Source organism: Kluyvera huaxiensis, assembly GCF_040149365.1.
GTDB lineage: Bacteria > Pseudomonadota > Gammaproteobacteria > Enterobacterales > Enterobacteriaceae > Kluyvera > Kluyvera intermedia_A.
Window position 1 is genome coordinate 17200 of sequence record NZ_JBEFLV010000025.1, and the last position, 12783, is coordinate 29982.

The 12783-nt window shown below is 54.9% G+C and carries 13 protein-coding genes and 1 riboswitch; of the genes, 7 read left to right on the top strand and 6 right to left on the bottom strand.

Features of this window, described 5'->3' with window-relative positions; translation table 11 throughout:
* Nucleotides 1-18 precede the first annotated feature (18 nt).
* Nucleotides 19-891 (top strand): 23S rRNA pseudouridine(2604) synthase RluF, encoded by an 873-nt coding sequence (gene rluF, locus ABOC97_RS20495; RefSeq protein WP_349601328.1) that lies wholly within the window; start codon nt 19-21, stop codon nt 889-891.
* Here rluF and ABOC97_RS20500 read toward each other — a convergent pair.
* The 3 genes from ABOC97_RS20500 to lysC form a co-directional block, all read right to left on the bottom strand.
* Entirely contained in the window at nt 888-1160 is a 273-nt protein-coding gene (locus ABOC97_RS20500; RefSeq protein WP_349601330.1) for a YjbD family protein, read from the bottom strand. The two genes, rluF and ABOC97_RS20500, sit on opposite strands and share 4 nt — an antisense overlap.
* 101 nt (nt 1161-1261) lie before the next feature.
* Nucleotides 1262-2188: a ketopantoate/pantoate/pantothenate transporter PanS gene (gene panS / locus ABOC97_RS20505; RefSeq protein WP_061283387.1), complete on the bottom strand. Its 927-nt coding sequence runs from the start codon at nt 2186-2188 to the stop codon at nt 1262-1264.
* Nucleotides 2189-2472: 284 nt separating this feature from the next.
* The gene (gene lysC / locus ABOC97_RS20510; RefSeq protein ID WP_349601332.1) at nt 2473-3822 is read right to left on the bottom strand and encodes a lysine-sensitive aspartokinase 3; all 1350 of its coding nucleotides are present in this window, start codon (nt 3820-3822) and stop codon (nt 2473-2475) included.
* A 114-nt stretch (nt 3823-3936) separates the two neighbouring features.
* Nucleotides 3937-4134, bottom strand: a riboswitch (Lysine riboswitch).
* A gap of 244 nt (nt 4135-4378) precedes the next feature.
* On the opposite strand from lysC, the gene pgi reads away from it, so the two are divergent.
* From pgi to ABOC97_RS20535, 5 genes are all read left to right on the top strand, one after another.
* The gene (pgi, locus tag ABOC97_RS20515) at nt 4379-6028 is read left to right on the top strand and encodes a glucose-6-phosphate isomerase (protein WP_349601334.1); all 1650 of its coding nucleotides are present in this window, start codon (nt 4379-4381) and stop codon (nt 6026-6028) included.
* 339 nt (nt 6029-6367) lie between these two features.
* Nucleotides 6368-6613: an exopolysaccharide production protein YjbE gene (gene yjbE / locus ABOC97_RS20520; protein ID WP_234502144.1), complete on the top strand. Its 246-nt coding sequence runs from the start codon at nt 6368-6370 to the stop codon at nt 6611-6613.
* Between the two features lie 61 nt (nt 6614-6674).
* Entirely contained in the window at nt 6675-7313 is a 639-nt protein-coding gene (locus ABOC97_RS20525) for a YjbF family lipoprotein (RefSeq protein ID WP_349601336.1), read from the top strand.
* Nucleotides 7310-8047, top strand: coding sequence for a capsule biosynthesis GfcC D2 domain-containing protein (locus ABOC97_RS20530; protein ID WP_349601338.1), 738 nt, complete (start codon nt 7310-7312; stop codon nt 8045-8047). The genes ABOC97_RS20525 and ABOC97_RS20530 overlap by 4 nt, the downstream gene beginning before the upstream one ends.
* Nucleotides 8047-10143 carry a YjbH domain-containing protein gene (locus ABOC97_RS20535; RefSeq protein WP_349601340.1) on the top strand — a complete coding sequence of 699 codons (2097 nt, stop codon included), beginning with the start codon at nt 8047-8049 and terminating at the stop codon, nt 10141-10143. Before ABOC97_RS20530 ends, ABOC97_RS20535 begins: the two co-directional genes overlap by 1 nt.
* Before the next feature lie 45 nt (nt 10144-10188).
* Here ABOC97_RS20535 and ABOC97_RS20540 read toward each other — a convergent pair whose 3' ends face one another.
* Entirely contained in the window at nt 10189-10644 is a 456-nt protein-coding gene (locus tag ABOC97_RS20540; protein ID WP_349601342.1) for an acyltransferase, read from the bottom strand.
* 9 nt (nt 10645-10653) lie between these two features.
* Entirely contained in the window at nt 10654-11163 is a 510-nt protein-coding gene (locus tag ABOC97_RS20545) for a GNAT family N-acetyltransferase (protein ID WP_349601344.1), read from the bottom strand.
* A 203-nt stretch (nt 11164-11366) separates the two neighbouring features.
* Between ABOC97_RS20545 and psiE the strand changes: the two genes are divergently transcribed.
* Complete coding sequence (gene psiE / locus ABOC97_RS20550) at nt 11367-11777, top strand: phosphate-starvation-inducible protein PsiE (protein WP_349601346.1); 411 nt, start codon at nt 11367-11369, stop codon at nt 11775-11777.
* A gap of 110 nt (nt 11778-11887) precedes the next feature.
* On the opposite strand, the gene malG is transcribed toward psiE, so the two are convergent.
* Complete coding sequence (gene malG, locus ABOC97_RS20555) at nt 11888-12778, bottom strand: maltose ABC transporter permease MalG (RefSeq protein ID WP_234502138.1); 891 nt, start codon at nt 12776-12778, stop codon at nt 11888-11890.
* Nucleotides 12779-12783: the final 5 nt, after the last annotated feature.

Genomic DNA, 12783 nt, shown 5'->3' on the forward strand with positions numbered 1-12783 from the left:
GCTTTTACAGGAGAATTTATGCTGCCAGACTCATCAACCCGATTAAATAAATACATCAGCGAAAGCGGGATTTGCTCACGTCGCGAGGCCGATCGCTATATCGAACAAGGCAACGTGTTCCTTAACGGTAAGCGCGCCACGATTGGCGACCAGGTGAAGCCAGGCGACGTTGTTAAGGTTAACGGTCAGTTGATTGAGCCGCGGGAAGCGGATGATTTAGTGCTGATTGCGCTAAACAAACCTGTCGGCATTGTCAGTACGACCGAAGATGGCGAACGTGACAACATCGTTGATTTCGTCAACCACAGCAAACGTATCTTCCCGATTGGGCGTCTGGATAAAGATTCTCAGGGTCTGATCTTCCTGACCAACCACGGCGATCTGGTGAACAAGATCCTGCGTGCTGGCAACGATCATGAAAAAGAGTATCTGGTGACGGTCGATAAACCAGTCACCGATGACTTTATTCGCGGAATGGGCGCGGGAGTGCCGATTCTGGGCACGGTCACCAAGAAGTGCAAGGTGAAGAAAGAAGCGCCGTTTGTCTTCCGTATCACCCTTGTTCAGGGGCTGAACCGCCAGATTCGCCGCATGTGCGAACACTTTGGTTTTGAAGTCACCAAACTTGAGCGTACGCGCATCATGAACGTTAGCCTGTCGGGTATTCCGCTGGGGGAATGGCGCGATTTGACCGATGATGAGCTTATCGATCTCTTCAAGTTGATTGAGGGGTCATCGTCGGAAGCCAAGCCGAAACCGAAGGCCAAGCCAAAAACCTCGGGCATTAAGCGTCCGGTGGTGAAGATGGAAAAAACCAACGAAAAACCTGCGCGCCCGGCGGCGAACGGGAAACGTTTCGTCTCACCGGGGCGTAAAAAGAAAGGGCGTTAACGTCTACCGCGCGTCGGCGTATTCGCCGACCACGAAAATGAACTTTCGGTATCCGGTTTATAAGCCTGCTTTTTCTTCAACTGGCGGGCTTTCTTCGCTTCGGCTTCTCGTTCAGCCATCAGCTTATCGATGTACTCCTTCTTCACGCTGTTGCTTTCTGCATTCGTCAGCAGACGGCCATGCGCGATGCGCGCGCGGTCGAGCAGCGTTTTCAGTTCACGCTGTTCGCGCTCGGTCATCTCTTTTTGCGTAATGCGGGGGAGTGCCATAGGGGTGCCCTCTATCGGATGGTTTACCCAGTGTACGGCAAAGGCGCGGGAATCTGACAGGGAATTATCGCCCGTTCGTGAAGTCCCGAACGGGCTGTGCGTTATTTGCGCTTTTTATTCTCGATAGGTTTACCGGACCAGTAACCCGCCAACAGAGAGCCGGACAGATTGTGCCACACTGAGAACAGCGCGCCAGGCAGCGCCGCCAGTGGGCCAAAGTAAATCTTGCCTAAGGCCGCGGCCAGCCCGGAGTTCTGCATCCCGACTTCAATCGCCAGCGTTCGGCAGGTGGACTCATCAAAGCCGAACAGGCGCCCGCCCCAGTAGCCGCCAAGCAGGCCGATGGTGTTATGCAGAATTACCGCGATAATCACCACAAAACCCACAGAGGCGATATGCGATGCGGAGCCGGCCACCACGGCGCTGATGATCGCCAGAATACACACCATGGAGAACGCCGGCAGATAAGGTTCAACCGCCTTCACGACGCGCGGGAACAGGTGATGAATCACCAGGCCAAGCGCAATGGGGATCACCACAATTTGCAGAATACTCAGCAGCATACCCATCACATCGACCTGAATATGTGCGTCGACGTACAGACGAGTGAGCAGCGGCGTGGCAACAACACCAACCAGCGTGGAGACAGAGGAAATGGTGACCGACAGTGCGACATCGCCCTTCGCCAGATAGATCATCACGTTAGATGCCGTACCGCTGGCGACGCTGCCGACCAGTACCATTCCGGCGGAAAGCTCCGGTGGCATATGGAACGCCAGTGCCAGCAGCCAGGCGGCGAGCGGCATCACCAGGTAGTGCAGAAAAATCCCCGCCGCGACCGGTGCCGGGCGTGACAGCACGCGTTTAAAATCGTCCACCTTCAGGTGTACGCCCATGCCAAACATAATCAGCATCAGCAGTGAAGGCACCAGCGGACCAATCGGCGTGAAGGTCGACGGCGTGAAGTAGGCAATAACAGAGAGCAGCAGCGCCCATAGCGGGAACAGCCGGGTGAGAACGGCGAGCATGTTGTATTCCTTGCGATTTATACACTTCATCCTTCACGTTGCCTCTGCGTTGGCTGCGCGCTCTCACTCCAGTCACGTACTTCTGTACGCTCCCGGGGATTTGATGGCCTGCCGCATTACTCGGCTTACAGCCTCGCCCCTTCGGGGCCAGCGCAAGCGTTGTTCAACACGCTAAAGCGTGTTGTGATTCAACGTGAGTGATTTTGCGTATCTTGATGTTGTGTTGTTATAAAAAAGCCGGGGTCGAGCCCGGCTATAGTTATTGTTTATCGCGTGCTGAAAGATTACTCAAACAAATTATGGTGAAGTTTTTGCACCACCTGTTCGGCTTCCGCACCTGGGACCAGGAAGCATAGGTTATGGCTGGATGCGCCGTAGCAAATCATGCGGATATTGAACGGTTCCAGTACGCCAAACACCTCTTTACCTACGCCGCAAGCTTTCGACAGGTCGTTACCAATCAGCGCGACCAGAGCCAGATTCTCTTCCACTTCAACGCGGCACAGCGCCGATAGCTCCATCAGCAAGGACTGCGTCAGCAGCGTGTCGCCGGTAGAGGTGGAACCGGTAGTATCCAGGGTTAACGCTACGCTTACCTCTGAAGTGGTTATTAAATCCACCGAGATATTGTGGCGCGCCAGAATACCGAACACTTCGGCAAGGAAACCACGGGAGTGCAGCATATTCAGGCTGTGCAGGGTCAGCAGCGTTTGCTTACGACGCAGCGCCAGCGCGCGGAACAGCGGCGGGTTAGCGGTCTCGTTACACACCAGCGTGCCGCCGGCTTTCGGGTCTTTGCTGGAGCCGACAAATACCGGGATATCGCTGCGTACCGCAGGTAATAGCGTCGCCGGGTGCAGGACTTTAGCACCGAAGGTCGCTAGCTCTGCGGCCTCTTCAAAGGCAATTTCATCAATGCGTTTTGCGGCAGGTACCACGCGTGGATCGGTGGTGTAGATCCCCGGAACGTCGGTCCAGATATCAACGCGAGTGGCATGCAACGCTTCGCCAAGCAGGGCGGCGGTGTAGTCGCTGCCGCCACGGCCCAGCGTAGTGGTGCGGCCTTTGCTTTCGCTCCCGATAAAGCCCTGGGTGATGACCAGACCTTCGTCCAGACGCGGTACCAGCAGTTGGGTCGCCAGCTCAGACAGCGCGGCAACATCCGGTTCGGCACGGCCAAATCGGTCGCTAGTGCGCATCACTTTACGCACGTCAAACCACTGTGCCTGAACGCTACGCTCACGCAGGATTTCAACGAATAGCAGGGTCGACATCAGTTCGCCGTGGCTGACCAGATCGTCGGTCAGGGCGGTAGAGGTTTCGCTCGCGGCGGCTTCTGCCAGCGTTGCCAGATTCTCCAGCAGGCGCTCGATTTCATCACGGATAACTGCCGGGTTGGAAAGGCGTTCGAGGACGGCGCATTGAATCGCGCGAATCGCGTCGAGCTTGGCCTGACGCTCGGTGGATTCCAGCCCTTCAGCCAGGGCAACCAACAGATTGGTGATACCTGCAGAGGCAGACAGCACAACAACGCGCACGCTGGCGTCGGAAAGCACCACGTCGGCGCTGCGGTTCATAGCATCAAAATCGGCTACGCTGGTTCCGCCAAATTTGGCGACTACTAATGCTGTCATAATAACCTCGTGTCAGGGGAGGGCTGGCTTAGATAAGTCAGTCCAAATTATTCAGCCTTGGCACAAGGGAAGAGCGAATAACGGGTGGGCGCAGAGCGATAAACAGCTACGATTTCACCCAGAAGTGCTCCACCACTTGTGAAACGTGCGACTGCGAACGTTTCTGGTGACAACCCAGGGGATTCAGCCCCTGTAGCCGATGATGAACATAACCGGTTGTTCAATCATCTCGGCGTTGCTCCCCTTCAGATGTTTTCACAGGACTGGTTCCTCAAACACCGTGTACCTGGGCAACGCGCCTCTTCTGGCCTGCGTATGCGCAGGTAGTACATTTATAAATAAAGGGTTAGTGGGTAAGTTGTCAACGCTGGGGTTATGCGGATTTTTCATGCAGCTGTAACCCTCAGTAACGAGGCTTATAAAGACGATGTTTTTGTTTGTTTTGTGCACGATTTTGTCATCCGACAGGGGGATAACATTAAAACCATCACAATTTTTTGTGACTGGCGCTACAATCGAGGACAGTTACGATTTTTAAATCAGAAGGGTATTGCTAATGAAAAACATCAACCCAACGCAGACCGCTGCGTGGCAGGCACTACAGAAACACTTCGATGAAATGAAGGACGTTACTATTGCGGAACTGTTCGCCAAAGATGGCGATCGTTTTGCTAAGTTTTCCGCGACCTTCGACGATCAGATGCTGGTCGATTTCTCCAAAAACCGCATCACCGAAGAGACGCTGGCGAAGCTGTTAGATCTGGCTAAAGAGACCGATCTGAGCGGTGCGATTAAGTCCATGTTCTCTGGCGAAAAGATCAACCGCACCGAAGACCGTGCCGTGCTGCACGTCGCGCTGCGTAACCGTAGCAATACCCCGATTGTGGTTGATGGCAAAGACGTGATGCCAGAAGTGAACGCGGTACTGGAGAAAATGAAATCCTTCTCCGAAGCGATCATCTCCGGTCAGTGGAAAGGCTACACCGGTAAGGCGATTACCGATGTGGTGAACATCGGTATCGGCGGCTCTGACCTGGGTCCATTCATGGTGACCGAAGCGCTGCGTCCGTACAAAAACCACCTCAACATGCACTTCGTTTCTAACGTCGATGGCACTCATATCGCCGAAACGCTCAAGACGCTGAACCCGGAAACGACGCTGTTCCTGGTGGCTTCTAAAACCTTCACCACTCAGGAAACCATGACCAACGCCCACAGCGCGCGCGACTGGTTCCTGGCAAGCGCGGTAGACCAGAAACACGTGGCGAAACACTTCGCGGCGCTGTCCACCAACGGTAAAGCGGTATCTGAGTTTGGTATTGATACTGCCAACATGTTCGAGTTCTGGGACTGGGTTGGCGGCCGTTATTCACTGTGGTCAGCGATCGGCCTGTCCATCATCCTGTCCGTTGGTTTTGACAACTTTGTTGAGCTGCTGTCCGGCTCCCACGCGATGGACCAACACTTCTCCACCACCCCGGCTGAGAAAAACCTGCCGGTACTGCTGGCGCTGATCGGCATCTGGTACAACAATTTTTACGGCACCGAAACTGAAGCGATTCTGCCGTACGATCAGTACATGCATCGCTTTGCCGCGTACTTCCAGCAGGGCAACATGGAGTCCAACGGTAAGTACGTTGACCGTAACGGCGACAAAGTGGCGCACCAGACCGGCCCAATCATCTGGGGTGAGCCGGGCACCAACGGCCAGCATGCGTTCTATCAGCTGATTCACCAGGGCACCAAAGTGGTACCGTGCGATTTCATCGCTCCGGCTATCACCCACAACCCGCTGACTGACCATCATCCGAAACTGCTGTCTAACTTCTTCGCACAGACCGAAGCGCTGGCGTTCGGCAAATCTCGCGAAGTGGTTGAACAGGAATACCGTGACCAGGGTAAAGATCCGGCAACTCTGGACTACGTGGTGCCGTTCAAAGTGTTCGAAGGCAACCGTCCGACCAACTCCATCCTGCTGCGTGAAATCACGCCTTACAGCCTGGGTGCACTGATCGCTCTGTACGAACACAAAATCTTCACTCAGGGCGCAATCCTGAACATCTTCACCTTCGACCAATGGGGCGTAGAGCTGGGCAAACAGCTGGCTAACCGCATCCTGCCGGAGCTGAATGATGATAAAGCGATCGATAGCCACGACAGCTCGACCAACGGTCTGATTAACCGTTATAAGTCCTGGCGCGCGTAAGGTTATATTTTCTCAATGCCGGCTTGATGCCGGCATTTTTTTTGTCAGATAATTCTGCTTATTCCTGAAATTTGCCTAATATTGGCATTGAGCATAATCCTAAATATCCATTCAACTTACCTTCTCTTTCGGAATAACCGTATATTGCTATTTTTTAATTAACAAATAAGCATATGTTTTTAAATATTATATTTATTTCGTGTTATTGCTTTTGCTTATTATCCTAAAGTGCCCCTGTCTATTTTCCCTGCGCCAAATCTATTCGTTTGGTTGTGTATACTCGATGACGCCTGAATTCTCTTGGGCAAATATCCATTCAATCATTGAAGGGAAATTATTATGAAGAAAATCCTCTATGGCATCTTTGCCATTTCGGCGTTTGCTGCGGCAAGCGTCAGCGCTGCACCGATTGAAACCGGTGAAGCGGCTGGCGTTGCGGCAACGTCCGTGTCTGCCGGGAGTTCAACCGCCACCAGCGCCAGCACCGCAGGTTCTGCTGTCGGTATGGCGCTGGCAGCGGCTGGCGGCGATGGTTCCAATACCGGGACCACCACCACCACCAGCACGACAACCAGTACCCAGTAATTAAAGGTACGTTAATTCTAACCACACTTCGGTGTGGTTATTTCGCCCCTGGAGATGCGCCGTGAAGCGACTTTTTATCCCTCTTTTTTGCCTGCTGCTTCAGGCGTGTTCACCCAGCACCAAGGGACTGGGGCACTCGTTCTGGGAGAGCATTTGGGGTTCACCGGGCGTACAGCTGACCGACGACGATATCCAGAATATGCCGTATGCCAGCCAATATATGCAGCTCAACGGTGGACCACAGATTTTTGTGGTGCTGGCGTTTTCGGAAAACGGCCAACAAAAATGGCTGACCCAGGACCGGGCGACGCTGGTGACTCAGCATGGGCGTCTGGTGAAAACTCAGCTTAAGGGTGACAACCTGTTGACGGTAAATAATCTCGAAAAAGATCCCCTGGCTCACGCCAATCAGATTACCGACGGTGCCATCTGGACACGAACGATGGGCTGGACCGAGCACCAGCAGGTGCGCTACGCCACGGCAACATCCACTTTCCGCTGGGACGGCAGCGATACGCTGACCATGGCGGGCACGCAAACGGCGGTGCGCATTCTGGAGGAAGACGTGAACACTCCTGAAGCCCATTGGCGTAACCGCTATTGGGTGGATAGCGAAGGGCAGATCCGCCAATCGCAGCAGTATCTGGGTGCGGGCACTTTCCCGGTTAACACCACGCTTATCAAGGCGGCAAAATTATGAAAAAAATGCGTATTGCTGCCGCCGCTTTGAGCCTTATTTCAGCTGCCGCGCTGGCGGCAGGAACCGTTGAGGTTCATCAGGCGGGAGTGGCGAAACCGCTAACGCTAACGAATGCCGAGCGGCTGGTGGATTTGGTCGGGCAACCCCGGTTGGCGGGAAGCTGGTGGCCCGGTGCGGTTATCACCACGCCGCAGGTTACGGAACTGGCGACGCGCGAACATCAGGCTCTGCTGGCACAGCTGAGTACGCTGGCGGCGGATGAGGGCGGCAGCGCGGCAGCAGCCATCAACGCGCTGCGCAATCAACTGCAGGCAGTACCCGTTGTTGGCCGCCTTCTGGTGCCGCTCGACCCGGATACCGTGCGCGTCCACAGTAAAAATAACCCGCCGCTGCAGGGGAAATACACGCTTTGGCTTGGGCGTGAACCCTCGACGATTACGCTGGTTGGGCTGGTGGATAAACCGGGGAATATCGCGTTTACGCCGGGAAAAGATGCCGCGGGATATCTTGCAGATATCAACCTGCTTAGCGGTGCGGACCGCAGCTACGCCTGGCTGATTTATCCGGATGGGCGTACGCAAAAAGCACCGGTGGCCTACTGGAATAAACGGCATATCGAACCGATGCCCGGCAGCATTCTTTTTGTCGGCTTTGCTGACTCGTTGTGGACGAATAAATACGAGGCGCTCAACGCCGCCATTCTTCGCTCCTTGTCGCAGCGGAGACCTGAATAATGAAAAAAACCTGTCTGTATAGCCTGCTTGCCCTGGCGGTGAGTGCGGCCTGCCATGCAGAAACCTATCCGGCGCCAATCGGCCCGTCACAGTCTGATTTCGGCGGCGTCGGCCTGCTGCAAACCCCAACGGCGCGCATGGCGCGTGAGGGCGAGTTCAGCGCTAACTATCGCAATAATGACCAGTACCGCTATTACTCCGCATCGGCTCAGCTGTTCCCGTGGCTGGAAACCACGCTGCGCTACACCGACGTACGTACCAAAAATTACAGCAGCGTAGAGTCATTTTCTGGCTCGCAGACCTACAAAGATAAAGCCTTCGACGTGAAGCTGCGGCTGTGGGAGGAGAGCTATTGGCTGCCACAGGTAGCCGTGGGGGCGCGTGATATCGGTGGTACCGGGCTGTTTGACTCGGAATATGTGGTCGCCAGCAAAGCCTGGGGGTCGTTCGATTTCTCCCTCGGTTTAGGCTGGGGCTATCTGGGAACCAGCGGCAATGCCACCAACCCGCTGTGTTCGTACAGCGATAAATACTGCTACCGCGATAATAGCTATCGTAAAGCCGGTTCCGTTGACGGGAGCCAGATGTTCCACGGCCCTGCGGCGTGGTTTGGCGGTATTGAATACCAGACGCCGTGGCAGCCGCTGCGCTTGAAGCTGGAATATGAAGGCAATAACTATCAGCAGGATTTTGCCGGCAAGATAGAGCAAAAGAGCAAGTTTAACGTCGGCGCCATTTATCGTGTCACCGACTGGGCCGACGTGAACCTTAGCTATGAGCGCGGTAACACCGTGATGTTTGGTTTTACCCTGCGTACCAACTTTAACGACCTGCGCCCGTCGTACAACGACAACGCGCGGCCGACTTACCGCCCGCAGCCGCAGGACGCGATCCTCCAGCACTCGGTGGTGGCTAATCAGCTGACCATGCTGAAGTACAACGCCGGATTTGCCGCCCCGAACATGCAGGTGAAAGGCGATACGCTGTACGTAACCGGCGAGCAGGTGAAGTACCGCGACTCTCGTGAAGGGATCGAACGGGCTAATCGGATCGTCATGAACGATCTTCCCGATGGGATCCGCACGATCCGTATTACCGAAACCCGTCTTAACCTGCCGGAAGTGACCACTGAAACGGACGTGGCCAGCCTTAAACGTCATCTGGAAGGGGAACCGCTAGGCCAGGAAACGCCGCTGGTGCATAAACGTATGGCGCCGGTAGTGCCGGAGAAAACCGAGCAGGGCTGGTATATCGATAAATCGCGCTTCGATTTCCATCTCGATCCGGTGCTGAGCCAGTCTATCGGCGGCCCGGAAAGCTTCTACATGTATCAGGTCGGCGTGATGGGCACCGCGGATTGGTGGGTTACGGACCACCTGCTGACCAGCGGCAGCGTGTTCGCCAACATCGCCAACAACTACGATAAGTTTAACTACACCAATCCGCCGAAGGACTCGGCGCTGCCGCGCGTGCGAACCCATATTCGTGAATACGTTGAGAACGATGTTTACGTCAATAACCTGCAGGCCAACTACTTCCAGTATCTGGGCCATGATTTCTACGGCCAGGTCTACGGCGGCTATCTGGAAACCATGTACGGCGGCGCAGGGGCGGAAGTGCTCTATCGTCCGGTCGACAGCAACTGGGCCTTTGGCCTAAACGCCAACTACGTGAAGCAGCGTGACTGGCGCAGCGCGCAGGACATGATGACGTTCACCGATTACAGCGTCAAAACCGGGCATCTCACCGCGTACTGGACGCCGTCATTTGCCCAGGACGTGCTGGTGAAAGCCAGCGTCGGGCAGTATCTGGCCGGGGACAAAGGCGGCACGCTGGACATCTCGAAGCATTTCGACAGCGGTATCATCGTTGGGGCGTATGCCACAATTACCAACGTGTCGGCGGATGAGTACGGGGAAGGGGAATTCACCAAAGGGGTGTATGTGAATATCCCGATGGATCTCTTCACCTCCGGCCCAACCCGCAGCCGCGCTTCCGTCGGCTGGACGCCGCTGACGCGCGACGGCGGTCAGATGCTGGGACGTAAGTTTGAGCTCTACAGCATGACCGGCGATAAGAGCCAGAACTTCCGCTAACGGGTGATTGCCGATAGCTGACCCGGCTATCGGTAATCCGCTTGGCTATAAACGGCGCAGCAGGCGTGCCGGGTTGCCGGCATAAACCCCTTTTTCCGTTATCGAGCGGGTCACAACGCTGCCTGCGCCAATCACCACGCCATCGCAAATCGATACCGACAGAATCGTGGCCCCGCTGCCGATGGAGACATTATCCCCCAGGGTAATCCGCCCCCAGTTATCGCGGTCGGTATCGGGCTTCCCCTCGCGAAACATATCGTTTGCGAACATCACGCCGTGGCCAATAAAGCAGTGGCTGCCGACAGTGACGTATTCACAGATAAAAGTGTGCGACTGGATTTTACTGTTGTCGCCAATCCAGCTGTTGCCCTGAATTTCCACGAAGGGCCCGACAAACACGTTGTTGCCCAGCGTGCAGTCGTAGAGGTTGCTCGGCTCGTAGATAACGACATTATCACCGCGGGTAACGTTGCGAATCGCGGCCTGACGAAAAGCGTTCATCGTGTCCTCTCAAAGCAGTTTGGCCAGTATGTTCAAGGTACTGGTTTGCGTGGCGGTGGCGAAGGTGATGTCCTTAACGTGCTCCATGCCCAGGCGCTGATAAAAGCGGCGGGCGTGAGGATTATCGGCCAGGACTTCCAGCCAAAGATGCGTTTCTTCCTGCGCTTTGGCCTGTTGACTGACCTCGGCAAAAATCTGCTCACCGTAGTTTTTCCCCGTCTCACCGGGCATGAGATACAGCTTATGCAGCAAGGTGCCGACAATATTCTCCGGCTCAATTCGCTGTTGTCGCGTGTACTTCGCAAAACCAATCGGCGCCCCGGCACAGGCAATGAGCCAGACGCAGCGGGTGTCGGATAGCGAGCGTTGCAGGGCCGCTTCGCCATATTCCGCGCTCAGAAAATGCGCCAGCTCATCGGGATTTTTCCACAAATGCGCGAAATGGTGGCGGTAGCTGGTGATAGCCATATGTTGTAACAACGGAATATCGTCGGGGGTTGCACGGCGAATATGGAGCATGTCTCGTACCTTCAAAGCACAAAGTCAGCGGTAATTGTGCCAGCCCGCGGTGAGATTCGGTAATTTGCCGGGAAATAATGTGCGCAAACGCAGGGTTGCCGCGCTGTTGAGATTGGTCATGATTCCGACACGATAAAAAACTAGATCCGGATCACATTTTTGCGCTATACAAAGATCTCGGCCCAGCGAAAGAGGTGTTAGCTATGACGTCGCTATCTCGTCCACGCGTAGAGTTTATCTCCACCATTCTGCAGACCGTGTTGAATTTAGGTTTGCTCAGTCTTGGCCTGATCCTGGTGGTTTTTCTCGGTAAAGAGACGCTGCATCTGGCGGACGTGCTGTTCGCGCCGGAAAGCACCAGCAAGTATGCGCTGGTGGAAGGGCTGGTGGTCTACTTTCTCTATTTCGAATTTATCGCGCTGATTGTGAAGTATTTTCAGTCAGGCTTTCATTTCCCCCTACGTTACTTTGTCTATATCGGTATTACGGCGATAGTGCGGCTGATTATTGTCGATCATAAGTCACCGATGGACGTGCTGATTTACTCCGCCGCGATTTTGCTGCTGGTGATTACGCTGTGGTTGTGTAATTCGAAGCGCTTAAAGCGAGAGTAAATTTTCTCGGAGGCACTCGAAAAAAAAGGGCGCTCCGGAGAGCGCCAAACAGTCACAAGTTAGGGTTCTTGCAAGTTGAGGATGATAACAGTGGCATTTAACGATGAAGCTTAGCCCTTCACGCCGCCGGCCGTGAGGCCGTTTACCAGCCAACGCTGCGCGAGCAGGAAGACCACGGTAATAGGGATGGCGGAAAGTACTGCCGCTGCGGCAAAGTCGCCCCACAGGTAGTTTTGTGGGTTGAGATATTGCTGCATACCTACGGCCAGGGTGTAGCTGTTCACATCACGCAGCAGCAGTGATGCAACCGGTACTTCGGTAATGGCGGCGATAAACGACAGGATAAACACCACCGCCAGAATCGGTACGGAGAGCGGCAGCAGCACCAGGCGGAACGCCTGCCACGGGGTTGCGCCATCCAGCGCAGCCGCTTCTTCCAGAGAGTTATCAATGGTTTCGAAGTAACCTTTAATCGTCCACACGTGCAGCGCAATACCGCCGAGGTAGGCGAAGATGACCCCACCGTGGGTGTTCAGACCGATAAACGGAATGTACTGACCCAAGCGGTCAAACAAGGCGTACAGCGCAACCAGTGACAGAACCGCCGGGAACATCTGGAAAATCAGCATCCCTTTCAGCAACGCCGCTTTCCCTGGGAAACGCATACGGGCGAAGGCATAGGCGCAGGTGGTGGAAAGCGTGACGATACCGATGGCGGTGATGCCCGCGATTTTCACCGAGTTCCACAGCCACAGCAGGACCGGGAATGGCGGCGGCGTTACGCGGCCATCAGCATGTTCAACGCTGAAGCCCAGCGCTAGCTTCCAGTGCTCCCAGGAGATATTTTCTGGGATCAGACTGCCCGTCGCGAAGTTACCCTCACGCAGAGAAATCGCGATAACCATCAGCAGCGGGAACATAATCGCCGCAATAAAAATCAGTAGCAGAAGGTGCGTGGTGAAGAGCCGCAGTTTCTGAGATTTCGGTTGTACCATAGCCATGATCG